Source organism: Paenibacillus sp. FSL K6-4396 (genome assembly GCF_038002525.1).
Taxonomy (GTDB): domain Bacteria; phylum Bacillota; class Bacilli; order Paenibacillales; family Paenibacillaceae; genus Paenibacillus; species Paenibacillus amylolyticus_B.
The window spans coordinates 6,132,714-6,158,671 of the sequence record NZ_JBBOCR010000001.1 but is presented as its reverse complement, the minus strand read 5'-3'; the positions used below and the strand labels follow the sequence as shown (position 1 = coordinate 6,158,671).

General features: G+C 46.4%; 24 protein-coding genes. 17 read left to right on the top strand and 7 right to left on the bottom strand.

The features are described 5' to 3' along the window. Nucleotides 1-60: 60 nt before the first annotated feature. The gene (locus tag MHB85_RS27075) at nt 61-471 is read left to right on the top strand and encodes an RrF2 family transcriptional regulator (protein WP_091019160.1); all 411 of its coding nucleotides are present in this window, start codon (nt 61-63) and stop codon (nt 469-471) included. Between the two features lie 214 nt (nt 472-685). Beyond that, a complete protein-coding gene (locus MHB85_RS27070; protein WP_341073997.1) occupies nt 686-1,132 on the top strand; it encodes a nuclear transport factor 2 family protein in 447 nt (148 codons plus the stop codon). A 204-nt stretch (nt 1,133-1,336) separates the two neighbouring features. Here MHB85_RS27070 and MHB85_RS27065 read toward each other — a convergent pair whose 3' ends face one another. Further along, a complete protein-coding gene (locus tag MHB85_RS27065) occupies nt 1,337-2,716 on the bottom strand; it encodes an MFS transporter (RefSeq protein WP_341073995.1) in 1,380 nt (459 codons plus the stop codon). Between the two features lie 205 nt (nt 2,717-2,921). Between MHB85_RS27065 and MHB85_RS27060 the strand changes: the two genes are divergently transcribed. The 5 genes from MHB85_RS27060 (at nt 2,922) to MHB85_RS27040 (ending at nt 6,811) form a co-directional block, all read left to right on the top strand. After that, nucleotides 2,922-3,245, top strand: a complete 324-nt coding sequence (locus MHB85_RS27060; protein ID WP_341073993.1) for an ArsR/SmtB family transcription factor — start codon at nt 2,922-2,924, stop codon at nt 3,243-3,245. Nucleotides 3,246-3,495: 250 nt separating this feature from the next. Next, nucleotides 3,496-3,684: a hypothetical protein gene (locus MHB85_RS27055; protein WP_074096524.1), complete on the top strand. Its 189-nt coding sequence runs from the start codon at nt 3,496-3,498 to the stop codon at nt 3,682-3,684. Nucleotides 3,685-3,767: 83 nt separating this feature from the next. Then, the gene (locus tag MHB85_RS27050) at nt 3,768-4,667 is read left to right on the top strand and encodes a helix-turn-helix transcriptional regulator (RefSeq protein WP_105601950.1); all 900 of its coding nucleotides are present in this window, start codon (nt 3,768-3,770) and stop codon (nt 4,665-4,667) included. A gap of 98 nt (nt 4,668-4,765) precedes the next feature. After that, nucleotides 4,766-5,764 (top strand): C39 family peptidase, encoded by a 999-nt coding sequence (locus MHB85_RS27045; protein WP_244661127.1) that lies wholly within the window; start codon nt 4,766-4,768, stop codon nt 5,762-5,764. Nucleotides 5,765-5,791: 27 nt separating this feature from the next. Further along, nucleotides 5,792-6,811, top strand: coding sequence for a hypothetical protein (locus tag MHB85_RS27040; RefSeq protein WP_192135721.1), 1,020 nt, complete (start codon nt 5,792-5,794; stop codon nt 6,809-6,811). An 83-nt stretch (nt 6,812-6,894) separates the two neighbouring features. On the opposite strand, the gene MHB85_RS27035 is transcribed toward MHB85_RS27040, so the two are convergent. Next, nucleotides 6,895-8,469 carry an FAD-dependent monooxygenase gene (locus MHB85_RS27035; protein WP_192135723.1) on the bottom strand — a complete coding sequence of 525 codons (1,575 nt, stop codon included), beginning with the start codon at nt 8,467-8,469 and terminating at the stop codon, nt 6,895-6,897. A 223-nt stretch (nt 8,470-8,692) separates the two neighbouring features. Between MHB85_RS27035 and MHB85_RS27030 the strand changes: the two genes are divergently transcribed. Together MHB85_RS27030 and MHB85_RS27025 are read left to right on the top strand one after the other, a co-directional pair. Further along, nucleotides 8,693-9,409, top strand: a complete 717-nt coding sequence (locus MHB85_RS27030; protein WP_192135725.1) for a MarR family transcriptional regulator — start codon at nt 8,693-8,695, stop codon at nt 9,407-9,409. Nucleotides 9,410-9,690: 281 nt separating this feature from the next. Continuing rightward, nucleotides 9,691-9,882, top strand: a complete 192-nt coding sequence (locus MHB85_RS27025) for an aspartyl-phosphate phosphatase Spo0E family protein (protein ID WP_192135727.1) — start codon at nt 9,691-9,693, stop codon at nt 9,880-9,882. A 59-nt stretch (nt 9,883-9,941) separates the two neighbouring features. Here the strand turns inward: MHB85_RS27025 and MHB85_RS27020 are convergent, their stop codons facing one another. Both MHB85_RS27020 and MHB85_RS27015 read right to left on the bottom strand, forming a co-directional pair. Next, nucleotides 9,942-10,820, bottom strand: a complete 879-nt coding sequence (locus MHB85_RS27020; protein ID WP_017692164.1) for a carbohydrate ABC transporter permease — start codon at nt 10,818-10,820, stop codon at nt 9,942-9,944. A 34-nt stretch (nt 10,821-10,854) separates the two neighbouring features. Continuing rightward, entirely contained in the window at nt 10,855-11,775 is a 921-nt protein-coding gene (locus MHB85_RS27015; RefSeq protein ID WP_124118238.1) for an ABC transporter permease, read from the bottom strand. A gap of 318 nt (nt 11,776-12,093) precedes the next feature. Between MHB85_RS27015 and MHB85_RS27010 the strand changes: the two genes are divergently transcribed. The 3 genes from MHB85_RS27010 (at nt 12,094) to MHB85_RS27000 (ending at nt 17,209) form a co-directional block, all read left to right on the top strand. Further along, nucleotides 12,094-13,854 (top strand): sensor histidine kinase, encoded by a 1,761-nt coding sequence (locus MHB85_RS27010; protein WP_192135729.1) that lies wholly within the window; start codon nt 12,094-12,096, stop codon nt 13,852-13,854. Next, nucleotides 13,829-15,421, top strand: coding sequence for a response regulator transcription factor (locus MHB85_RS27005; RefSeq protein WP_192135731.1), 1,593 nt, complete (start codon nt 13,829-13,831; stop codon nt 15,419-15,421). The genes MHB85_RS27010 and MHB85_RS27005 overlap by 26 nt, the downstream gene beginning before the upstream one ends. Before the next feature lie 135 nt (nt 15,422-15,556). After that, nucleotides 15,557-17,209 (top strand): extracellular solute-binding protein, encoded by a 1,653-nt coding sequence (locus MHB85_RS27000; RefSeq protein WP_192135733.1) that lies wholly within the window; start codon nt 15,557-15,559, stop codon nt 17,207-17,209. A 69-nt stretch (nt 17,210-17,278) separates the two neighbouring features. On the opposite strand, the gene MHB85_RS26995 is transcribed toward MHB85_RS27000, so the two are convergent. Then, nucleotides 17,279-17,521 carry a DUF7662 domain-containing protein gene (locus MHB85_RS26995; protein WP_091019186.1) on the bottom strand — a complete coding sequence of 81 codons (243 nt, stop codon included), beginning with the start codon at nt 17,519-17,521 and terminating at the stop codon, nt 17,279-17,281. Nucleotides 17,522-17,852: 331 nt separating this feature from the next. Here MHB85_RS26995 and MHB85_RS26990 point away from each other — a divergent pair, with 331 nt between their 5' ends. The 3 genes from MHB85_RS26990 to MHB85_RS26980 all read left to right on the top strand — a co-directional run bounded on the left by MHB85_RS26990 (nt 17,853) and on the right by MHB85_RS26980 (nt 21,427). Continuing rightward, nucleotides 17,853-19,568, top strand: a complete 1,716-nt coding sequence (locus MHB85_RS26990) for a DUF6138 family protein (RefSeq protein ID WP_192135735.1) — start codon at nt 17,853-17,855, stop codon at nt 19,566-19,568. Between the two features lie 90 nt (nt 19,569-19,658). Next, nucleotides 19,659-20,711, top strand: a complete 1,053-nt coding sequence (locus MHB85_RS26985; protein WP_192135737.1) for a hypothetical protein — start codon at nt 19,659-19,661, stop codon at nt 20,709-20,711. Nucleotides 20,712-20,746: 35 nt separating this feature from the next. Continuing rightward, nucleotides 20,747-21,427, top strand: a complete 681-nt coding sequence (locus tag MHB85_RS26980) for a hypothetical protein (protein WP_192135739.1) — start codon at nt 20,747-20,749, stop codon at nt 21,425-21,427. Nucleotides 21,428-21,515: 88 nt separating this feature from the next. On the opposite strand, the gene MHB85_RS26975 is transcribed toward MHB85_RS26980, so the two are convergent. Further along, complete coding sequence (locus tag MHB85_RS26975) at nt 21,516-22,610, bottom strand: stalk domain-containing protein (protein ID WP_341073991.1); 1,095 nt, start codon at nt 22,608-22,610, stop codon at nt 21,516-21,518. Between the two features lie 205 nt (nt 22,611-22,815). Between MHB85_RS26975 and MHB85_RS26970 the strand changes: the two genes are divergently transcribed. Continuing rightward, nucleotides 22,816-23,706, top strand: coding sequence for a phosphotransferase (locus MHB85_RS26970; RefSeq protein ID WP_192135742.1), 891 nt, complete (start codon nt 22,816-22,818; stop codon nt 23,704-23,706). Here the strand turns inward: MHB85_RS26970 and MHB85_RS26965 are convergent. Then, complete coding sequence (locus MHB85_RS26965) at nt 23,703-23,909, bottom strand: hypothetical protein (protein ID WP_105601930.1); 207 nt, start codon at nt 23,907-23,909, stop codon at nt 23,703-23,705. The genes MHB85_RS26970 and MHB85_RS26965 overlap by 4 nt on opposite strands. A gap of 336 nt (nt 23,910-24,245) precedes the next feature. Between MHB85_RS26965 and MHB85_RS26960 the strand changes: the two genes are divergently transcribed. Then, nucleotides 24,246-25,868 carry a copper amine oxidase N-terminal domain-containing protein gene (locus MHB85_RS26960; RefSeq protein WP_192135827.1) on the top strand — a complete coding sequence of 541 codons (1,623 nt, stop codon included), beginning with the start codon at nt 24,246-24,248 and terminating at the stop codon, nt 25,866-25,868. The last annotated feature ends 90 nt before the right edge of the window (nt 25,869-25,958 follow it).

Genomic DNA, 25,958 nt, shown 5'->3' with positions numbered 1-25,958 from the left:
CAGAGAACTCAATCAAGTCTATTATGGATAAATTAAATCCGTGTATAATGAGGTGCCCTCATGAAATATTCAAAAGCAACAAATTATGCTTTGCATACCATGCTTCATCTTGTAAGTACTGCCCCCGAACAGCTGGTTAGTGTCCACCAACTTGCAGAATTGCAGAAGGTATCACCAACCTATTTGTCCAAAATATTGACCAAATTGGTTAAGGCGGGCATGATCGAATCCACATCCGGTGCCAATGGTGGTTATCGGCTTAGTCGTAAAAATCCCGATCCTTCTTTCCTGGAGATCATTCATGCGATTGAAGGTCAGGCGTCCCTGTTCGAATGTTCCCAGAATCATAACGCAGGCTGCTTGATCCAGCAGGTGATGGTGCAGGCGGAAGAAGAGATGGAAAGTTTTTTGAACAATAAGAAAATGTCAGAACTTGCTTCCCAGATGAAGAGTTGGAGTGCACAGCAGTAGCTTGGGGATAGAAGTGAGGCTTGAATTGATGGGAATAACTCGTCTGGCACATAGGTATATCCAGATCTTTCCCCAACCTCGCGAGAGGTAAGGAAAGATTTTTTTGTATCATTGTACCTAATAGAAGGCGAATGGTACAATAAGGAAGGTATAGTATGCATACATACATGATCCTAATCTTACATCACATTTTACATCTCTGGAGGGACAACACATGAGCCAATCAACGATCACAGGACTGGAACAATTGCTCGCGCTGGAAAACATTCGGAATACCAAGGCACGTTATTGCCGCTATATTGATACGAAACAGTGGGATACCTTGGGTGATGTGTTTGCTCCGGATGCCGTGGCCGATTTCAGCACAGAAGGCAATCCAATTCCGGTACTAACAGGCCGTGATACGATCGTACAAGTATTCCGTGATCTGGTGGATGTTGCCGTAACCGTGCATCATGTACATAGCGCAGAAGTTGAATTTGTATCCGAGAATGAAGCGAAGGTCATCTCCCCAATGGAAGATTGGGTAACGTTCCCAGAGGGCAATGAGAACAAATCCTTCCACGGATTTGGGCACTACCATGAAACTTTTGTCAAAATCGACGGCCAGTGGTACATCAAACATACAAGTTTGAAACGTCTTCGTTTGGACCTGTTTTAATAGTATACTCAGTTTAGAAGAATAGAGAAGTTGGTCAACCATAAAATAATAGCCCCGAGGAGCGTGATGAACGCATCCTTGGGGCTTTTTTGTGTTAGTGGAAGAGGGCAGCTGACACATGTATCATGCATAGGAAATAGGTAAAAAAAAAGCCAGGTTCAGAACCCGGGGCCCCTTCCTGACTTCTTTTGGTTAAATATAATGTTAAATCCGGTTACTTGTTTTCGTGACTTTCCGTGACTGCATTCTTAGATACACCTGAGAGAAAATAACCGATGCGACTGCGACCACAGTCATGCCCCAGAAAATATTGGTGTACGCTGAGGATAGCGGCATGTTTTGCATCGCCGTTAATGCTACGCCAGTAACAGCAACGCTGAAGGCACCACTGAAGAACTGACTAAGTTGGAACAGTCCCATGCCTGCGCCCACCTGATCCATGGTCAGGTTACCAGACAATTCATTGGACACGCTGGTGGTTAGGGAAGAGAAGCCAACGCTGAGCAGGACATACACAGCCATAATGGCGTAGATGTTATTGTCTGCAAATAAGGCGAACAATCCGGCAGCGGCCAGTAGCAACCATGGTGCAAATTTCAACAGCAACGTATTGCCATGTCGGTCAATCATGCGGCCGATCCGGTTGGACAGCAGCATGGACACAACTGCACCGGGGAAGATGACGAGTCCGGATTGAGCAGGTGTGAGTCCGTATAGATGAGCCAAAATTTGAGGTAACAGGAACAACGTTGAGAAGTTATTAATGTACGATACAATCCCCAGCGAGCTGAGCATCATATATTTTTTGTCTTTGAACAAAGCAGGTTGAACAAACGGATCTGCCGCGCGCCGAATTCGGAGCCAGAACAGAAGCAGTGCCGCAGCACCGATAACAAGCGTGTACCACTGACGGGAAGTCAGGAATAACAGCACACCGGTAGTACCGATGGCAAGAAGCACGGCACCCAGCAGGTCAAATGAACCTTTTTGCGGTGTTTCCCGAGGAAGCAGTTTGAAGAATACAGGAATCAAGAATAACGTTAATCCCGTAACGATAAACAGATCATGCCATCCCAGAAATTGTGTGATACTTCCGCCAATGACGGGACCAAGTCCAAGCCCAAGTGAACTCGCGGACATGATGACAGCCATCGATTTACCCCGGCGATCATGTGGAATGTACCGGGTAATCAGCACAATGGCAAGCCCCGGAACCGATGCAGCACCCGCAGCCTGGATCAGACGTGCAATGAGCAAAATGATGAAATGATTACTGAAGAACCCGAGTACCGATGCAGCACCAAGTAACGTAAGCCCGGTCGTGAATAATGTACGAATAGGTATGAAATCCGATAGACGTGAGAACGTAATCGAGGAAATGGCAAATACGATGGAATACCCTGTAACAATCCATGAGGAAGCGACGGATGTAAGCATAAATTCGGCTGCAATTTTAGGTAGGGCCAGATTAAACATCATTGTATTCATAACAACGAGTACAACGGTGAAGCCAAGCAAACTTACAATTAATCCTTCCTGTATTCCGGTCCGTTCCCCTGATGATGCGGTTGCGGTGTTGTTCATAAAAACCTCCTAAAGTGATGTGTATTTCGCAACATTTCAGAAACGGTGTGTAACATTTGCAAAATGTAGTATGATGTCAATCCCGTGCCTGACAGCAGGGGTTACATAACGAAATCATTAAAGTTCGATTGGTATCGAACATTAGAAATATATCATGGATCTGTGTTAAAATACAATGGATAGTCTGAGAAAAGGGGACTACCGTATGAAAATTTTACATCATCCACAGGTATCAGATATTGAACTTTCCTCCGTTTTGTATGCATTAAGCGACCCGACCCGTCTTGGGATTGTTGCCGAAGCTGCCAGAAGTGGGGAGCAACCGTGCAGTCATTTTCATGCACCTGTTGTGAAGTCAACGATGTCACACCACATTCGCACTCTGCGGGAAGCCGGAGTTATTCGGGTCAGAGTGCAGGGCACACAGCATTTTCTCACTCTGCGATCCGATGATTTGGAAACGCGTTTTCCAGGACTCCTGCAACCGTTATTGCAGGCCGCAGCTCAGTCGAGCACAAATCCTTCCTAAATGTTGTCCTTTCTTCAGGTCGAAGAGGGGACATTTTTTATTTTCTAATGCGGCATGTTCAAAAAGTTAACGATTCAGCACCGAGAAGGTGAACGCAAGATTCGATGTCGAGTTCGCTTCTTGGGCTACTTCGTGATCAATTGGGGACTTTTTGAACAACCTTTAAAACTGATGCGACATTCTGTGTCGTACCATGCCCTATATAATAACGGTGAACACACAAACCATATCGAAAAGAGGTTCACAACCATTGGCAAAAACCAAAAGAGGACGCGTCTTGTGGAGTCTTCCTTCCAGGGGCCGGGGAACATGCCCGGTGTGCAGCAGTACCCGAATTAAATTGTTGTATACGCAAACAAAAACAGACGGTACAAGTCTGAAAGTATGCAAGAAATGCTTCAAAGCCGTGCAATCCAGAGTGGATAAGGCACATGTATAACATAACTGGCCTGTTCTTCGGAACGGGCCATGTCTTTTGATATAATCGAATATATTAGGAATGGATGAGATGGGGGCGGGAAGATGAGTAACATGCATCGGATTCACTGGTTTGACGAACAGATTCGGGGTGGACGTTTTCCGAATAGCAGCTGGCTTGCCCGTGAATTTGAAATCTCCCGTCGTCAGGCTCAGCGTGATATTGAATATATGGCAAACTCCCTGCGCGCCCCCTTGGTATATATGGCGAAATATCGGGGCTATTGTTACGAGGATCAGACCTTTCGATTGCCCCATTTATATATGACAGAAGAAGAGCAACGTGTGCTGAAATATTTGGCACACCGCTATCGACATTACGATTATGATCAATCGGACGCGGTGAAACGTGTAGCGCATTTACTGGAGCGTTTTACGTTGGAGGAACAACAGATGGGGAGTGGTGCGCTTCCGGTGTTTTCGGCGCAACCGAAGCAGCTGCAATTCTTTGAATTGTTGTCCCACGCCATAACTGACTTGCGCAGAGTACATATTCATTACAGGGATCACGATGGAGAACGGCAGTTTTCCTTGTGTCCATTAAAGATGATATCCCAGTTTAACGCCGATTACGTGGTGGGTTATGAAGCAGATCCTGTGCAGCAAGTGGCGATTCGCTTGGAGGGCATAGTTCATGTATCGATCTCGGATGATAGATTTGAGTACAGGTCAGATGCCCTCCTAGGTGGATGGGAAGAACCACTGCCTGTGCGTAAACCGTTTGTAGCTGAGATTCGCTTGAAGGAATTGCAGCAAATGGACCTATGGCAAGGGTATCGTATTCGGGCTAGGCAAGATCTGATTTATTCGATTGAATTTTATGACACGGAGGCTTTCTTACAGCATTTGTTTATTAGCGAATGGGAGGAACTTTTGTCTCCTGGGTGGCTTAGACGCAAGCTTCAGCAAAGCGCAGAAGGGTTGATCCACAGGCTTGGAACATAGAGTGATTCTGTAAACAGGCAACAAACGAGCAGATTAAGAGCAAGCTGCTGTTTCTCGTAAATACATCAGGAAAACCACCATGGAGAGGAGCTTTTCCCTTGGCTGAAGTCGTGTTAGATAACCTCATCATGAAGCGGGAGTCCAAATCGTACGTGGATAGTCTGCATGCGATACTAACCCATACAGGCCAGTTTCAAGGTTCCAAGGTTGTACTTGCCGGATATACGGGCATGGCTTTCAAGCTGGCGGTGCATCGCAGACTACTTTCCATGTCGGTTACAGCGTATGGACAATGGGGGGAAGCACATCGTCCGGGAGTCGATAACCTGGGAATATTTACGGTCTGGGATGGGGGACGTACACGTCATTCCACGTTTGGTTATTACCAGCAGGATGCAGTGAATTGGGTGAGACGGAGTATTGATGAAGGAACTGGTGTGATTTACTGGATTCCTGAGTTCGGTGTTATTCATGGATATGATGACCGGGACCGCATCTTTTATGTGCAGGACGGATGGAGCAAGGAACCGCAGATTTTGTTGTATGACAATTTCGGCTTAAACTTTACCGGATTTTGGTATTGTCAGGTGTTTGGTGATCAGGTCCGCATCCCTGAACAGCAGATGCTGCTGGAATCCCTGAGACTGGCGATTGAGGATTGGGATCTTCCCTATCGTCTGTTACCTGATCAGAATATTGCTTCAGGTAGAAAGGCATATGATGTGTGGGTGCAGGCCCTGCGGAGTGGGGATTTCGATGAATCCGGTGCAGGTTATATCTTGGAATCCTTCTGCCATTCGCGAACCGAAATAAGGATGTATTTGCAGGGTGTTCGAGAGATATGGAACGAACTGGACCATGCTTGTGCATGTTATGAACAGCTTGGGACGTTAATTGACCAAATGAAAGGATATATGGTTCAGCAGGAGAATAGACGTGTCTTGCGACCAGACACCACAGAAGATTTAGCACAGGTACTCGTGAAGGCGAAAGCATTGGAAGAGCAGGCTATTGATTATTTTCGAGTGATATCCAGGAAGTATCCTGACCGTAAAAGGTCCACTATACCACGGTGGGGAGCACATTCCGCACGATAGGATGAGAGAGGAAGGGTGTGAAGGGTGATGGCGACAAAAGTAGTATTGCAGGACTGGATTCGATCCTCGCAAGCTGTGAATTCTGCTGATGAATGTAGATCATGGAGCGGTGTAAGCGCGTATACAGATGCGTTGTTTCGCATTTTATTACATAAACAGTGGACGGTTTTCCCACACCACATGATTGCAGGTATGACAGCAAGTGCATTCCGATTAGTGGTGGATCGGCGTCTGACGTCAGAATCAATTTCGGCTTACAACTGGATGGCAGAGAACTTTGTCGCAGCAGACTTCATTGGTGTGACAACGGGACAACATGGTGGATTTTCATTTGAACCGACTTTTCCGCTCTATCAGAAGCAGGCTCTGCTGGATATTAAAGCTTCCATTGACCGAGGCATAGGTGCAATTCTCTGGCACGATCAATTTGTCATTGTTATTGGCTATGATGATGTGGAACGGGTGCTGTTCATCTGTAAAAGTAATGGGAATGAAGTCATTCGTCTGCCCTATGATTCGTTAGGGAGAAACAGTACACCCTACTGGTATTATCAGGTGCTGGAAGCCTGTGCACCCATAGATCTATGGGAAGTCTGCAAGGAATCGTTAATCCAGGCCGTGTACAAATGGGAAACCCATGACTATATGCTGCCGCCCCAAGATTATGCCTGTGGAGCGGCAGCGTATGACGCTATTGCCGCTGTTTTGCAGTCAGGAACATATGACACAGAACAAGCGGCAGCTGTACTTCGCTATTATGCCAAATCAAGATTGGATATTGCCTCTTATGTTGCAGGACTTAAGCATCTGTCTATTCAAATGGATCAGGTAATAAACGAGTATGAGCTGCTCGCAAACCTGTATACAATGATCGTTGAGGTGATAGATGACTCCATCTCTTGGGATTCGAGAGAACCGGAATGTGTGCAAAGGGTAATTGAGCTTATCCGGAAGGCAGGGGCTACGGAACAACGTGCCATTGATGCCATTAAACGTGCCTTTCCAGAGACGATAGGCAATCGTTTTGACGACGTAGGCTTGAGGTGAATGAAGCATGCAGTTCCTCTGATGTGGCACCCCGGCCCGGAGTCTGCATTTGATGCTTAAAGCGCAGTTTAAATATTTCTCACTTAACGTGGTGGGGTAACCATGCTGACCGCATTCTCAAATTCCGCCTGCCAGTCGCCCTTGATGATGCTGCCGATGTAACCATCGGGTCGAATCAGTACTAGCGTATCATCGCTGATGCCATAGATCTCGGTCAGTTTTTGGGTGGTATCGTTGATAACATTCTGTTCGGCTTCATTGCCGAGACTAACGATGTATCTGTGTAATTTGGCACCGCTGGTTGGCCAGATCAGCTCTGGGAGAATATTAGAGGCATTGGCTCCAAAGGCAAGCAATGTGAATTGCGGTCCACGAAGGATCTCAAATAGTCGTCTTACACCGCCTGGGCCGATGCATGGAGCATCGGGAGCTCGACCTCCGACCTGAAGTGACTTGGTCGTTGATGCATTCTGAGAGCTAAGTGGTCCACCATGATACGATAATAAGAGCTGTCGTTCTTCGTCACCACGTTTGAGACTGGCGAGACGTTTATTATCGAGCTTGGCGTACAACTCGCTGGATTTTCCAAGAACGCGTGCGGCTATGGGTTGACGTTCCGCTTCGTAACTGTCAAGCAGGCGATCAGGTGCGCCGGCAATAACCTGACCTATTTTCCAGCCGAGGTTGTAAGCGTCTTGTACACCGGTATTGAGTCCTTGTGCACCGGCTGGGGTATGGACGTGGGCCGCATCGCCTGCAAGGAAGACACGATCTGACCGATAGTGCTCAGCCAGTCGCACGTTGGGACGGAATACGGAACTCCAGGTAATGTCGTAGAGGCGGAAACCAGTAAGCTTGTGGAACTGAGCGGCCAATACAGCCTCATTCAAGTCTGGATTCTCGTCTGCTCCTAACCTGATCATGACTTGGAACTGTTGGGAGTGTGGCAATGGACATGCTCCGACAAATTTACCTTTTGTGTGTGGCCACATATGCCAACGACTGCGAGACAAGCCATCTATCGTGCCATCAATGATAAGCATACGATCTGATTCGTTGGTCTCTCCGATAAATCGAATACCTGTACCTTTACGAACGGTGCTGGAACCTCCGTCTGCCCCCACCAGATATCTGCTGCGAATCTTTTCCCCTGTAGAGAGCGTCACCGTCACCCCATGGGCATCCTGTTCAAAAGAATCCACCGCGTTGTTAAATTCAATATTTAGCCCCTGACGTTTGAGCAGGCGGTGCAGGATGGCATCCGTGCGGTGTTGAGCCAGCAGAAGAATATTCGGATAGGGCACATCTGGTGTAGGTTTATTTCGCTGCTGCATGCGCCACGGCACAGTGATCGGACCTAGATGGATACCTGCAAGCGGATAAGAACTTCCCTCTGTATGAGCATCACTCAGCACGCCGAAATCTTCCAAGACCTCCTGGGTTCGCGGCTGTAATCCCTTGGCACGAGAACCCTTAAAGGCATGTGGAGCCTTGTCGATCAGCCGGACACGAAGGCCGCGGCGCAAAAGATCTGCTGCTAATGTAGATCCGGTCGGGCCAGCACCTGCAACCAATACGTCGATATCGTAATCTTCCCTTGATGGACTCACACCCGGTTGTTCCTTCTCTTGCGATGGCTTGAATCGTATATCTGTCATTTGTAATGTTCCTCTCTAAATTGGGGCTAAAATAAAGTTCTGTTTTTCTTTAATAAAGGATCATGAAGCGCTCGACTTATTGTTTCTGAGAAACAATAAGTTTCCTTGCAACAATATTAGTTTAAATTCTGTTCTTTTGTCAACATTGTTTCCTTGGAAACTTTAATTGCGGACCTTTCCTTGATATACTGGGATGAAGTTCATTAGTGTTGGGGGAAAAAGGATGATCAAGCCATCAAACAATCACAATAAAGAGCACTTGATCAATGAAGTGCTGGAAGCTGTGAGAGACATACAGATTAAATTCCAAGCGGAAGATGACGAAGAGAAGGAATGGCTGCTTAAGAACAGCCCTAATTCGGAAGTTCAAGAGTTAGTCCAAGAAATGACGGTTACTATGCTGCATGTGCTGGATGCGATCGGAACACTTGAACCTGTAAATGGCATAACCATCTCAAAGCAATTCGGCTTTTCCAAAGGCACAGTTTCCAAAATCACCAAAAAGCTGGTGCAGAAAAATATCATTCTGCCTGAATACCTACCAGATAATAAGAAAGAAGTATTATTTCGCATGACAGAACTGGGTCAAGACATCTATCGTTTGCATCAAGCCATGCATCAACAAATTGATCTTGGCGCAAATCGTTTTTTGCAGCGATATACCGAAGATGAATTGCAGTTCTTAGTGCATGCTCTCCGTGACACCGCGCATACCTCCTGGTTCCATTCGGAAAAAGACAGTCCATCCATGGTTACTAGTGAAGGGGGACCATATCCCGATGAAGCTTCAAACGATAATGATAATGAGAATGCGGAAGCAGTGACCATTAACGAGGAAATGAATGAAATTATGGGGATGCTTCATACGCTGAATTCCCGTGATCTGAAGAAGGCCAAGGCCGTTCTTGAGGACGTTTTCTTTACAAAATATGAGGATTAGCGTAAGTAAGCTGTTGAGTCTGCTCGTATTCATCTCGGCATGTGAAGCTGTTCTGGAAAAGATATAAACGCAAATAAACCGGACAGGCCGCAGCCGATCCGGTTTATTTGCATTGAACATATGTGTACATCAGTTCATATGATCCACGCTAATAATAACTTTTAAAAGAAAAATAACCAAAATTTTAATTTTGGGGTAATCCAAACCCCCTATTGTTCCGAATATTATATTAGATGGTCTTTTTTGGATGATGATATTCAAGGATAACAGGGGGCGGGAGTATGGTACATAATCCGGAAACCATTCAGGAATGTATCGAACATGCACGGCAAAGGCTCTACCAGATTGCTGATCAATATGCGGAACTATGGCATCCGGAGGTTATTCGCCAATCCATGGTGCTGGATGAATTGATTAATGAATATAACAACGCTGTTCGCGGCAGAAAAATTTCAAAACAACTGAAATCATGAGCTATAGAATGCACTTATAGAACGAAAAAGAATCCATAACGGGATTCCGTGTGTTTGCCTTACTCTTTTACCGCCCCGAGCACAATTCCCTTTACGAAGAAACGCTGCAAGAACGGATATACGAGCAGAATCGGCAGAGCGCCAATAAAGATCTGAGCCGCGTTCACCGTACGTTGAGACATGTTCTGGAGCTGCGTCGCATCCACGTTCATGTTGGAGAAATCCTGCTGCACGATTATGGTCTGCATTAACGTGGCGAGTGGATATTTGGAAGCATCATTCATATAGATCAGCCCGTCAAACCAGGAATTCCACTGACCTACCATCGTGAATAAAGAGATCGTCGCAATCGCTGGCATGGATACAGGCAGATAAATTTTGAACAGAGTCGTGATATGATTGGCCCCATCAATAAATGCAGCTTCTTCCAGCTCTTTCGGTACGTTGCGGAAAAAGTTCATCATCAGAATCAGGTTCCAAACAGCGACCGCTCCTGGCAAAATCAGTGCCCACATCGTATTAATCAGTCCAAGCTTCTGAATCAAAATATAGGACGGAATCAATCCCCCGCTGAACAGCATCGTGAAGATGAAAAACCATGCATATAACGAGCGCCCCTTGAAGTGCAGACTTTCCTTGGATAATGGATAAGCTGTTAGGAACACAAGTGTCATACTGAGCAGTGTGCCCAGAACCGTACGCTGGACTGAAATCCAGAGTGCACTGAGAAAGTTACTGTTACCAAATGTTTTGGTGTACGCGTCCACTGTAAAATCAATCGGCCAAAGTGTCACCAGATTGGCAGATGCTGCCGCCTTACCACTGAAGGAAACCGCCAGAATATGGACCAGCGGCAGGATGCACAGGATGGAGACGGCCGCGATGAATATCAGGTTAAAACCATTGAATATACGGTACCCGGTTGTTTTGTGATACACCTTGATTCCTCCTTAATGCATGATGCTAACCCTTTTAGAAAATACGATAATTGGCGATTTTGTACGCCATCCGGTACGCAGAGATGACCAGGAACATCGCGACAAATGATTTGAATAGTCCAACAGCGGTCGCAAAGCTCATTTTGCCATTCAGAATTCCCATCCGGTAGACAAAGGTATCGATAATATCACCTTTCTCATATACCAGCGGATTGTACAGGTTAAAGATCTGGTCAAAGCCTGCATTCAGGATATTGCCCAGCGATAACGTACCTACCACGATAATCATCGGTACAAGCGCAGGCAGGGTAATGTGTAATGTCTGTCTGAGCCGCGTTGCCCCATCTACCTCCGAAGCCTCGTACAATGCCGGGTTAATGCCCGCAAGTGCTGCCAGAAATACAATTGTTCCGAATCCAAATTCCTTCCATACATCACTGACAACCACAGTTACACGGAACCAGTCGCCATCCCCCAAAAAGAAAATCGGTTCAACGCCAGCCGCCGCCAGCACCTGGTTTACCAGTCCACCTTCCGGTGATAACATATCGAGCAGAATGCCGCCCAGGACAACCCAGGACAGGAAATGGGGCAGATACACCAAGGTCTGTGAGAAACGTTTGAACGTAGAGTTCCGAACCTCATTCAGTAAAATGGCGAACACCACAGGCGCGATAAGTCCGGCCACAATTTTCATTGAAGCGATCAGTACGGTGTTCCAGATGACCTGAACGCTGTCGGGATATTCGAACATGAACCGGAAGTTGTCCCAGCCCACCCATTTGGAGCCAGTGAACCCCAGCCACGGTTTAAAATCCTGAAAAGCAATAATAATGCCGCCCATGGGCACATAGGCGAACAGCAATGTGAGCAGTACAGCAGGCAGCAGCATCAGATGCAGCGGCCACGTGCGTTTGAAATTCCAGCGGGTACGTTTGCGTGGATGGGGTGTCATTTTTCGCACCGGCGTATGGGTTGTTAACGGTTGTTCGATAGCCATCAGGGTCCCTCCTTTATCTCGTCCAACCCTGGCAACATAAGGCGAGAAAGCCTCTGCACAGAGTGGAGCAACTGAATTATAGCAACGGAAAAGGGCGGACTATAGAACAACATTTCAATGCGGATGTTGAAATATTAACTTGTTGATGGAAACAGAGAATTACAAGTTGCAGGAAAGCGGGCGAATATAAAATCAACTAGAAATGTAAGGGTTTTCAATATAAAATAGGACTTCGGTATAGAAGGACTTCAAATTCAGGGACAGGGTGAAACGATGAAATTCACAGTATTTGCGAAAACGGTCATTCTCTTAATCTGCCTGCTCGTACCCATTCTGCTGCTCTATACGTACGCGAACCAGGCAAATGTGGATATGGTCGTCGAAGAGAAACAGCAATCGAGTCTGAACCAGTTCAATTATTTCAGTTCACAGGTGGATAAAAATATCGAGCAGCTCTCGCTGTATGGCCTGACGTTGCTGCGAGATCCGAGTATTCTGCATTACCGTTACATGACGGACTCAACCAGCCAATATGAGAAAAACAGCATCTATCTGGATATTCTCGACAAATTATCGTTGTACCAGTCCACCAGCCGTTGGAAGAACGATATTACCATTGTGCTGCCGCAAGCGGAACTTGTGTTGTCCACCATGTCCAGCCGGACGGTCTACGATGAGAAGATGTTGACGTTTCCGCAACCAGGCCAATGGCAGCTGGAGAAAGGGAGTTTCACCTACTTTTTCACAGACAACTACGAGTGGAATGAAAAACCGGTGAACACAGGCGTGCGAACGGTAATGGAGATTAATTTTGACCCGATGAACGTGGTTGCCATGTTGGATGATTTCAAAGTGACACAGGGCGGAGATCCTTTCTTGCTCGTACCAGGTAATGATCCGTTGCTGAACCGTACGGCGGACCCTGAACTGGTCGAAGCGATCATGCGTGATATGCCTTTTAACGGGCCGGAGAGGGAAGGCAATCATCAGCTGGAGGTGGGCGACAAACAGTATATGGTCAGTTACGTGCACTCCAAACAACTGCAAGCAGTATATGTGAACCCGGTGGTGTTGGATGATCTGCTGAACCCGATGGATAAGAGCCGAAATATGTTTATTACCTCCATTTTGTTACTGCTCGTGCTCAGTATCGGGGCCGCACTGCTTTTGTATCGAAAAGTTCAGGTGCCCATCCACCGTTTGATGAGAGGGCTGCAGCAGATTCGTAAAGGGCAGCTGTCCACACGGATTCCAGTCGATCACTCCCGTGACGAATTCGCGTACCTGACCCAGAGCTTCAACCATATGGCGGAGCAGATTCAAGAATTGATCGAGAAAGTATACGAGGAACGTATCCGGTCACGGGAAGCCACACTGAAACATCTGCAGTCACAGATCAATCCGCATTTCCTGTACAACTGCCTGTTTTATATCAAAAATATGACCCAGCTCGGCAACCGGGAAGCGGTGATTGCCATGTCGCTAAGTCTGGGAGACTACTATCGTTACATTACGCGGGGCGAGAATGACATGACGACAGTGGAGGAAGAGATCCGACTGCTGGATCATTATCTGTCCATCCAGCAGATGCGGACCAACCGGCTGACCTACGAGATCGCCGTACCGCAGCAATTGATGCAGCTCCATATTCCGCGACTGCTCATTCAGCCTATTGTAGAAAATGCGGTGATCCACGGCATTGAGCCAATGGAAGGCAGTGGGCATGTTGTCGTAACGGGGATTGCGGTACCCGAACATATTGAGGGTCGCCAATATACCCGATATAGCCTGTTTGTTGACAATGATGGTGTCACGCTGACAGCGGAAGAGATAGCCGAATTGGAACGGGAGATCAATGAACCGATGGGCGAGGAGATTGGAACAGGCACGTGGAATGTGCATCAGCGTCTCGTTACGCGATATGGGCTGTCGTCCGGGCTTCATTTTGGAGCGATTCCCTATGGCGGACTTAGTGTAGAAATTCGATGGTTTGAGGAGGAACAACCGCATGATGAATCTAATGGTCGTGGATGATGAACATTCGGCAGTAGAGTCGATCGCTGTCTCCATACCGTGGAGAGAACACGGGATTGGTCAGGTATTCAAAGCCTATTCTGTCAAAGAGGCATTGGAACATATGGCAGCACACCAGGTCCATATTATTATCACGGATATCCGCATGCCGGGTCTGTCCGGTCTGGATCTGGTCAGTCACATCAGGCAAAAGTGGGGACAGACCAAATGTATTATTTTATCCGGGCATGCTTCCTTCGATTATGCGAAGCAGGCGCTTAAACATGGGACGGTCAGTTATCTGCTCAAACCGGTTCGAGATGAGGAACTGATCGAATCCGTGCAGCAGGCCGCCGTGCAGATTCGCCTGGAGGGTGAGAAACAAATGCTGCATCAGCGGGCCATGTATTCAGTGAGGGAACATCTGCCCGAGAAGCGGGCGGAGCTGATGAAGGATGTATTGTTAGGGCATAAATTTGCGGATGCTGAACTCGAAGGCAAGCTGGAGCAACTGGAGATCGGATTCCGTCCACAGGATAAAATGCAACTGTTGCTCATCCGTTATGATGACCATCAACCTACTCATAAAGCGTTTCGATTGATGAAGTACGCCATCTCGAATGTAGTGGAAGAGATCTACGGCAGTACCTATCACCTCTGCCATACGGATGACGCCTATGATGATCTGGTCTTTATGGCCAGCCCCAAACAAACCCAAGCCGAACCGGAAGTGCTAATGGGACGACTTGGAGAACGGTTGCTTCACAGTGTAAGGCAGTATCTGAACGCGACCATTTCCCTGTCCGTTAGTCGTATGGGACGTTTTCCAGATCAGGTGCCTCAGCTATATCATCAAGCCGTCAGTGCGCTTCGCAAGCAAGCCGATGCAGGCAAAGGACTACATCTGAATGCGGCAGCGGGAACCAATGCGGCCACGTTAAAGTCACTTGCGGCGCTGTATGAACCGCCGGGTCTGACGACGTTACTGGAAGCCGGACGCATGGAGGATGCACACCGTAAGATTGATCAGATCTTTGCCGAACTTTCGAACAGTGTGTTTCCGGAACATGTGTATGTGGCTTTTCATTATTTGGCGGCGGCATTCTCATATATGGCTCACCGGGAAGGAAGACAGTTAGCCGAAGTGCTTGGCGAGCAGTACCAGCAGCTGCTCAAGGATGGTTATGGCATCTCGCTGCGTAGTCTGGAAACGTGGACCAGAAGTGTGATGCAGCAGTGGGAAGAGAGCACAAGCGATGCGGGACAGGATGCCGGATCAACGCTGATTCGGCAGGTGCAGCACTGGATTGATCATCATCTAGGCGAGGATCTATCGTTGCAGGTCATTGCCGGAGAGGTGCATCTGCACCCGGTATATCTGTCGAAAATGTACAAACAATCCACGGGTGAAGGCATTAGTGATTATATTATCCGTTCCAGAATGGAACGTGCAGTTCATTTGCTCAAACATACAGCCATGAAGATCTATGAAGTCGGTCAGGAAGTGGGGTACAATAACACGCCTTATTTCATTCAGGTATTCCGCAAACATTATGGACTGACCCCGCAGGATTTTCGGAACGGTTAACAAATCGATATGAACATTGAAATTGTGATATATGTTTGCCTCCCCGGCTGCACTATCCTTTTCATGTAAGGTGCATTTGGCAACAATCCATTTGGCACAAGAGGGTATCCAAGTTACCTGAGGAGGGGTTAGTTCATGTATAGAAAAATGATGACGACATTGCTCGCAATCACGATGGTTGCCGTAACGGCATGCAGTTCGGGGGCCAAGGAAGAACCGACGAAGGAAGCCGCTGCGCCACTTGCTCTGCAAGACGGGAAGTATGAACCGGCGGTACAGATGAGTTATCTGCGGGCCTGGAATGATGATACGAAATTCAAAAATGGGGAAACAGCACAGAACAATGTGCATACCAAATGGGCCAGGGAACGACTTGGCATTGATCTGACCACACCGTGGGCCGTATCGGTGACCAATGATGCATTTTACACAAAATTGCGCTTATCGCTGTCCGCTAACGAAGAACTGCCGGATATCGTATCCATTCGGGGAGACTACAATCTGGTCCGGGAATTAATTGAGTCCGGCAAATTTGCGAATGCAGGCGAGCTGTTTGACAAGTATGCTTCGGACACATGGAAACAGGCATCTGAATCGGCGCCGGAGGAATGGTATCCATACATGTATGAGGGCGAGCGTTATGGCATTCCAATCTTCGATTATGCGTACAACGGCGATTCGGTCATGTTCATTCGGGAAGACTGGCTGAAGAAGCTGGGACTGGAAGAACCAAAAACCATGGATGAGCTGGTTACGGTCATGGATGCTTTTACAAATCAGGACCCGGATGGGAACGGCAAGAAAGATACGTATGGTCTGACCGTCGGCATGAAGAATGCACTTAATACCTGGATGACGGAATCCGGCTGGATCTTCGGCATGTACAACACGATGCCTGGACAGTGGAATGATGCCGGAGACGGAACACTGCAATATGGTTCCATTCAGCCAGGTGTGAAGGAAGGCCTTGCGACGATGAAGGATTGGTTGTCCAAAGGTTACCTGCCCAAAGAAGCTGGCGTTTATGACGAGATCAAGGCAGCAGAACTGTTTACCGCAGGTAAAGCAGGCATTATTGTGGGACCACACTGGATGCCGAACTGGCCGATTGATGATGTGAAGAAAAATGTGGATGGTGCCACGTACAAAGCCATTGCATTACCTACAGGGCCAACAGGTGAGAGCCACCAACATGGATCTGGTGCAAGTAACGGCGTTGTGCTGATTAACAAAGACATGGCGAACCCAGAGATTTTCTTCACGTATCAAAATTATCTGTTCGACAATTTTGCCAACCCGGAAGTGGGCAGCGAGTTCGAGCATGGATTTGCGCAAGGATATGACTATGACATCGTGGATGGAAAAGTTGTTGGTGAAGCTGAAGTGAAGGACGGCGTATCACCCCTCAAATATACAATTACGTATGATGGTGCCCGAATTCCGAATCTGATGATGGATACACTGGCGGAACTTGCGAAGGGCAAAGAGCCTGAGACTCCTTTTGAGAAAAATACGAAAATTGCCAACAAACCGGAAGTGTTTGTAGCCGCTGAAGTGGTCGTTGCGAATAAAGATAATGCGATCAAGAACAAGTTCACGGGAGCTCCAACCGAGACAATGAAAATGAAGAAGGATGCAATCGACAAGCTGGAGAAGGATACGTTCAGCAAGATCATCTATGGTCAGGTGGGCATTGAGGAATTTGATGCGTTTGTGACGAAGTGGAAATCCATGGGCGGGGATGATATTACCGCCGAAGTGAACGAGTGGTATAAGACAGTCAATTAAACAACAAAAGCAGGGTAGAACGATGAATGCATCGGATCTACCCTGCTTTTTTTTGTGTATCTCAAACATCTATGACTCGCCGCGGACAAACGTCACGTTTTTTCCTAAAATCACATTCTCTACCTTCCATCCGGCATTTAACCAAGATAGTGCCTGTGTATGATTATTGGAATTATTTACCCACCATTGTTCGCGATTATACGCTGTAGGGGGTAACGTAAATCCGAGAATTTCCTCAAGCTCTGCATATGTAAGGGTGATTGCAACCTGATTCAAATAGTTTTCCAAAGGGAAGTATTTGCTGTAGCTCATTTCGTCTGACCTCCTGAAAAGGAATACAATGATTATACAACGTGGGGATGATGATAGCGAGGGCATACCGAGAGCCTACATAGATGTGAAAGGCATCCGTAGATCTCTTTGACTAGGGCGTGTCTTAAATACCACTTATGGGCATCTTTCACCACCTTTTCTCCCCCTGCTGCCTTATTGTTCCCGGTGTACTTGAGAGAGTAAAATAATAGGTAGTATACGAACATCAATACGTATTTATAACAGAGATACCCCGGATTGATCCGGGATTCATAGAGGTTCATGTTTGGTTGATGAACATCATTAGATGCATGGGAAGGCAGGAGATCAGATGAGTACACTTTATGACCAGGCAATGGAAGAGATGATGACGACAATTCATGAATGGTTTGATGAACAGGAAAAGCGGGATGACTTGGAAAATGTTACGAAGCGAACTACGCTGCAAATAGGCATTTTCAATGATATTTTGCTGGATTATAGACCTGGACGGACTACAGTAGACAGTGTGGATCTGGGTTTGGATGATGGTCTGAAATCGAAGCAGGCAGGAGCCTTTACCGATGAACAGGTTCGTAATGAGATTGGACCTAAGCTTGTAGAGGTTGTTCAGGGAAGACTGGACAAGCTGGCAGATTCCCCGTTGATTGACTATCGATTTACCTTCCGTGGTAAATTCCCTACAACAGAAGGAAAGCTGCAACTGACTTTGCTGGAATATATCAATGAAGAGAAAAAGCAGCAGTTGCTTGAGCGTATTCATACATACATTGAGCAGAAGCTGGAGAACGGTGCATATCCAACAAAGCCGTTGGAATCCTTCTTTTTGACGCGTCATCTGCTTGATCCTACACTGTTTCCTGAACTGGATGTGGCATGGACCATCAGGCAGTATGACCGGATTCAAGAGTTGAATCAGGGTCGTCCGGAGGCACTTGCCGAGCATCGTGGTGATATTACTCGTGCGGTGACGGCATGGGCGGAGAATCAGTTTTTGCCACAATATTATGATGTGCAGTCTTCTGAATATCGTACCAATGAATATTCGCTTAAGCCAGGAGCGACGTTGGAATGGGATGTTGAATCACGGACAGACCAATCGTCGGATAAGATGCAGAAGGCGCAAATACCCGGGACTCACCCCATAGATCTGCTGTTATACGCGGCGGTGTTGATTCTACGATTTGAGCCGAATTATAGCAAAGCTCAAGGTCAGACTTTCCTGGAACTCGCGAAGCAACTCGGCAGCAGACGTGCGGGACTGATGATGACAGAAGGTAGCGGAACGTATGCGAAGGACGATATACATGTGAAAACGGAAGAAGTGGAATGCAAAGCAAATGATGTATTCGCTCTGATGACCATTCACATTCGTAAGGAAGAGCCCGGTGCCTATCAGCAGGCACTTACCTTTATCACTCATTTATTGAAACAGGGCTTTCCAAAAAGTTATAAGATCAAGCTCAAATCTGCCGTAAAGCAGTATTTGCCGATCAAAGGGCTCGCGAAGTCGGATACCCACCGATTCTTTGCCAATGCACTGGAGTACCCGGAGCTACGTCCACTCCTGGAAGAGTATGCGCGTGAGGCTATCCAGGAGTTCGAGTTTTATGAGGATACCGAGGGAGAGAAAAGCTGTATGCCAGGCAGTTATGCAACCTTTGGGCTGGGGCTCGTGGATGAGCGGTATTTCCCGCTGATTGAATATTACATGGGCGAAGTGGATGATGAGCATCAGTTAATTCAGGATAAGTTCATTGCGGCATTTGTGGAACAACAGGGTGTAACGGCTCAGTCCATACCTGTGTTAGTCGCCAGCTTGCGTCGTTCGACCGACAGTCTAAAGCTGAAGATTCAGAGTGAGCTGGAGAATGATGAAACACTCGAACTGCTGGTTAGACAGATTCAAGGACTTGAGCATTTTGAAGCGGAACGTGTACTCTACCCGATCTTCGGCAAAATGGAGAAGCTCACAACGCTCGCTCGCAAAGCGGAAGGAAGACGGAAGGAATTATTGCTGAAACTGTTGCAGGCCGCAGGGAAATAAAAATGTAAACAGGGCAAGTCAGATTGTGCTGTGCCAGCCAGTAAAGCATTTTAGAGAAGTGGAAGTGTATAAGTAAAGGTGGGGAGAGTTATGGAAGCATTAAGACGGGACATGTGGCAGGGGTTGAATGCTCAGGACAAAGAGGCCTGGATGCGTAAGCTGGTTCATCAGTTACCAGTTGGTATGCAATATGAGGGACTTGAAACATTTGAGCGATTCGGTCAGCGAATCGAGACAGGTGTGTTTACGAATGAGGAGGAGAGGTTTGTATTTGTACCTGGGGACCGCATAACCCTCGGCTGGGATCGTTGGACATATGGAATGAACGAAGAGACCTCAGCCGACCTGCATGAAACGGTCAGTGAGTATAGTGTGGAGGACGTGGATTCGTTTCTGGCGAGTCAAATGTCACCTGTAAGAACGGTCAACATTGCGCCGATGCTTGTTGAATGTGAACTGATCTCACTTGGCTGGATTGAAGTGTCCGAGGAGGAAGCCTTCGCGCAGGAAGATTCTGATTTTCCGGCAGCACTGGAGCAGTTTAAACAGTCGGAGATCCGTGAATATGAATTGCATCAACAATTCCGTCTGATTCGCCAAAGTGAAGACGAAGTGCGAATCCTGTGGTTCAACGAAGGAATAGAGTTGGAAGACGTTGTGAGGGAAGAAGCTGCGGCGGGTTTTGGTTTGCTGACCGAAGACGAATGGGAGTACATCTATGGCGGCGGTTGTCGCACATTATTTCCCTGGGGAGACAGCTTTGATTATACAATGAGATTGAAGCACTTTGGCAGTCTGGAAGGCGTGGATGAGATTGTGGATGGATCGGCAGAGACGGCCTCTTCACGAGTTGAAGAAAAGGATGATCGTGCTTATGATCTGGAACTGCCGAATTTCTTTGGCATAAAGTTTGCTGGTGATCCCTACAAATATGAGTTTACGCTAGATTCGGCTGGGGATGTGACGCCCAAAGGCGGAGACGGCGGGAGTCTGATATGTGGTGGTACAGGGCCGCTGGTTGGTTTCTTGCCTGCTGCTGCGGTATATTATCGAGACGTTAATGCCAGTGAACTCGACTGGGAGGATTTGATGGATGCGATGTACTATCGCAGGGTTGTTCGTTTAACGGACAGGACATTGTAGTTATGACGAAACGTATCTATCAAGGAAGAGCTATTATGGCGAACAATAAACGTTCAAAACCGTATGAAGTTTCATCTTATGTTATCTATGCAGTAGATGGTATTCGGCTGAGTGCAGGTATACTTGTCCTGTTTTTTCTTAATGTATTTCTGCTTATTCCCGTGTTCAGTGTCCCGTTCCAATCGCTGTATGCGTATATTCTCGTGCCACCGCTAGCCTTTATGAATATATGGGCGATTGCCCTGATTGTTGCCCCACGCAGACTCCAACTGAATTATGTACTGTTCCGAGGCGTATTTGGCATCGTTTGTTCTGTGGGATTTATGGTAACTATACAGAAGTTTGCCTACGGGACACTTGGTCTGTCGACACCTTGGTACGCCATTGGATCATTTGCGGTATATGGTTTTGCCTTATTCCAATACGTGAAGTTTCGTTTGCGTAGGTTGCAGCAGCCCCCTCAGCGTAAAAAAGGGGATAAGAGCACGGGTGTGCCTGTTACCACATTAACCATGATTACGGGCGGAGCATATCTTCTGGCCAATATTTCACTGGCCTTTGTTACACAGCAGACTGTGGTTGTTGTGCTAATGTCTGTATACATTATGCTGGCTCTTGTGGTGTTCCATTTTATCATGGACTTGCATCGGTATTACTGGCTTCGCCAAGTCATGAATAAGGCAGAGGTCTTTGAAGCAGAACTTGAGAATGCGTAACACACATCAAATCAGCCCCAGATCATAAAGTGGGACCGAAATGATGTGTGTTTATATTTCCTATTTCGATCTAAGGATCGTGCATCGTTTATTTCACTTTTTGTACAGATACCGCCATTTGCTCCAGTTGAGTGTGAGTCAATTGGTTATTCGGCGAGCTGATGGTTACATAACGATCGTCCAGCTTGAATGTGAGCATATCCGTTTGATCCGGTGTATACCATTTGGCTGATACGCCATTAGGCAGTTTTACCGTTTTGCCATCATAGCTGAACGAGTAGTCTTTAGGGGATACCGTGACATTCATACGATTGAAAACAAAGTTTACACCATCACCGCCTGCACCTACGCTTTTGAACGTATCTCCAGCAACCATATGTTGAGGGGCATAAGCAGTGGTGAATCCGTCAAACTTCGCAAATGCCTTACGCATGTTATCCAATTGTTGTTTGCTATAGTTCACATCAGCGAATGCAGTGGTCCCTTGATCGTTGCTGCCAGTTGCCTTTTGAACAGAGACAGCGACTTGTTGCAACTGAGTTTGGCTCAGCTTATGATTCGGGGAGCTAAGGGTAACGTAGCGATCATCCAGTTGGAAGGTGAGCATGCCCGTTTGATCGGGTGTGTACCACTTGGCGATAACGCCATTGGACAGTTTAACGTCTTTGCTCGTATAACCGTCCGAATAATCTCTTGGAGATACATCCACTTTCATATGGTTGAAAACAAAGCTGACGCCGTCGCCACCTGCACCTACACTTTTAAACGTGTCACCTGCAATCATCTGCTGAGGAGCATAAGCTGTCTCGAACCCATCGAATTGTGCAAAAGCCTTTTGAATTGCCTCTTTTTGTGCTGCGCTATACGTTACATTCGTCAAGGCCGAAGGATTGCTCGTGGCTTGGCCGATAATGACCTGACCTTTTTTTCCGTCATAGGATACAGGTACATGTAACGCATCGGCAAGCGCACGTACAGGCAGATAAGTAGAGTTGTTATAGGTAATTGGAGCCAGTTTTTTGCCATTGCCATCGGTTGGTGAGTAAGCCGCGCCATCTACATTGAAGCTGATTCCATGGTTAAGGTATGCCGAGATCTTCTCCAGCTGCGTTCCGGCAAATACACCCGTTGCTCCTGTTAATGTCATGCCCAGTACCATCATCGTTGCTACGGATTTCTTCATGTTCTTTTTCATCATATATCTCTCCTTCAAGTTGGGGTTTGGTTTAATTTAATGGGCTCGCTGTCCCTTATGGCTTTATATTAAACCCCGAACATATCCAGAATAATTCTGAATTATCTCCAACTTGTAAACATGTGTGTATATACAGGAGACTAGCATCTGTCTGTTGAATAGATCGCTTAGGATGAGGAAACGAGGTGAAGGCATGACTATTTTTCATTACGTGGCAGTTCATTATGATATAGGGAATATTGTAGAATATAATGCCATAAAACACGGTAATAGTTCTAAAGCGATGTTGATTGAGTCTACACAAGGTAAGTTCGTTTTACGTAAACTGAGGAACGAACAACAGGCTTGGATTGAGTATGAATTGGTTCAGGCATTGGCAAGCGTAAACATTTCACCATCCATGGTACAGACAAAATACAAAATTCCGTATATTACATATAATAATGAGATTTATAATTTGCAGATCTACATACAGGATTTGCTTCCGCGTTCCCAAAGTAACATTGACTTTGTTCGGTTAGGTCAGGTGATCGGTCTTTTTCATCGTACGACGAGTCATCTTAAGGTTGCTGGTATGGAAGATCGTTTCGAGTTATCTCAATTATGGAGTGAGGTTTCCAATGTAGTGTTAGCTTCGTCATCTGAACAAATTCGTACTTTAGCCCAGCTTACAGTGGAGTGTCTGGGATTTCGCAAGACGAACCATTCAGTCATTCATGGGGATCTGGGCATGTGGAATTTGTTGTTTACAAAAGAGTCCATCTACATTATTGATTTTGGTGAAGTAAGAATGGACGATCATCATTTTGATCTGGCAGCTGTACTGACTTCTACAATTCCCTCATTAACACATAGGCAAGAACTTGGAAAGATTATGGCTGACTTTGAAGAGGGTTATGTGCAGGAAAATGCTAATTTTAACAGGAGGCAGCTTTACGAACAGCTACAAGTATGGATGTTACGCGGATTTTTGGCAGTAATCAGGGAGAGGGGAGATGGCCCCTCAACCATTGGATATGTAGAACGAAAACTTAAGCTGCTAGGCATGTTTGAACGTATTCTTTGCCGAATCGAAACATTTTAGTTGAAAAGATAGAGGATTAGTCCGCCAAAACCCAGTACAATTGCACCAACGTATACATAGGAAAGTTTACTGAGGTTTTGCTTTGTGCGACGATCATATTCGGGGTTGCTGGTCTGATTGGCTTTGGAATTTCCGATAATCAGGGTAGCAATACCTCCAAATAAGGCGATACCCACAATTAAAACATAAGGCAACCAGGTCATGAATGAACCTCCTTCGCGAATAAGTTGATATGTCTTTATTGTACTTCAAGATAACCTTTGATGTAAGCTATAGTTGAGAAATAAAGGGAAATGAAGTAACTGTCTTACAGTACGTAGGTAGTCATTGATCAAAAAGATCACTATAATTTTAGTTTTTTTCAATTCAAAAAAACCTTGATACAACAGGCATTCGCAGCTTTCTTCACGGAAGGCTGCGAATTTTTTTTGCCCACAGAGTGATCCAGATTAGAGAACCCTGCGTTACACCCTATGAAGACGACGACGAGGAAAGAAATTATACACAAAACATAATCGAGGAGTGAACACGTAATGAAAATGAAAATGAAGAAGTTTATCGCACCTGTACTTAGCTTAACACTGTTGATGCCGGGAATCGCTGGAGCAGCTTCCGCCCCACAGACACCGATGACAATGATGAAAGCATCCGTAAATACACCTGCGGCTGACTTGAGAGCAAACCTGGACCACCTGCTGTCCGAGCACTTTGCACTCGCAGTAACGGCAATGGCAAAAGCATATGACGGAGCAAAAGATGCAGATGCAGCCTACAAAGCACTCGACCAGAATGCACTGGATATGCAACCAGCGATTGCTTCCCTATATGGTGAGGCAGGTGCCAAAGAATTCGAACGCATCTTCCGCGCTCATAACAAATACACCGATGATCTGGTGAAAGCAACCAAAATGGGCAACCAGGCTGGGATCAAACAAGCACAGGCCAACATCAACGGTTTCGTGGATGAGTTCTCCACGTTCCTGAGCACAGCTACCGAAGGCAAATTGCCAAAAGCAGCAGCCAAACAGGCGCTGAAAGTACATGAAGATCTCGTGCAAAAAGTATTTGATGAGTATGTAGCTGGAGATTACGCTGATGCATACAAGGCTTATCGTGAAGGTTTCAAAGAAATGTTTGACGTAAGTAAGGCGCTTTCCACAGCAATTACTACACAAATGCCTGAGAAATTCAAAAATACCAAAGCGGATACAAAAGCAGCTGATCTGAGATCTGCACTCAACCACTTGGCTTCCGAACACTTTGCGCTTTCGGCTCTGCAAATGCAAGAGGAATTTGATGGACGTACAGCCGCTTCCAACGCACTGATTACAGCTGAAGCTGGAAACACAGCTGACTTCAAAGCAGCGATCGCTTCCGTTTATGGTAACGATGGTGCCAATGCTTTCGAGAAAATTTGGGTAACCAATCACGTTAATGCGCAAAGCGACTATGTAAAAGCTGTTAAAAACAACGATACTGCGGCTCGTGCAGCAGTAGAGAAACGTATTGACGGATTTACAACAGAATTCGCTACATTCCTGGATTCGGCAACAGCTGGAAATCTGCCAAAAGCAGCAGGACAACAAGCACTGACAACACATGAAAATCAAGTGCAAAACGTATTGAATCAATATGCAGCAGGCAATTATGATGCTTCTTATACAACCAATCGTGAAGGCTTCAAAGTGATGTTTGGTGTAGGTCAAGCATTGGGTAATGCCATTGTGACTCAATTTAACGACAAATTCCAAGAGCCAACAACACCAGCACCAGCACCAGTAATGACAACAGTATGGATGCAACTGAACAGCAAAATGCTGAAAATTAACGACAAAACAACCAACATGGACACCACACCAGTGCTTTGGAAAAACACAACCTACATTCCACTGCGTTTCTTGAGTGAAGGTATCGGCGCAACAGTGAAATGGGACAAAAAAGCACAACAAGTGACGGTAATGGCTGGCGATGATACCCTGGAATTCTGGGTGAACAACAACGTTATGGAAGTGAACGGTGTTAAGAAAAACGTGGGTGCAACAGTATTTGTAAACAAAGATGGACGTACGCAAGTACCTCTGCGCTTCATTGCTGAACTTCTGAACTGGGACGTGAAATGGGCTCAAAAAGATGGTTCCATTACACTGACTAAATCGATGTAATTGTAGAATTAAATCAGTTTAAACCAAATGAGCTGCCCCATACGGCAGCTTTTTTTGGTTTCACCCAAAAGTTCAAATATTTGGTATAAT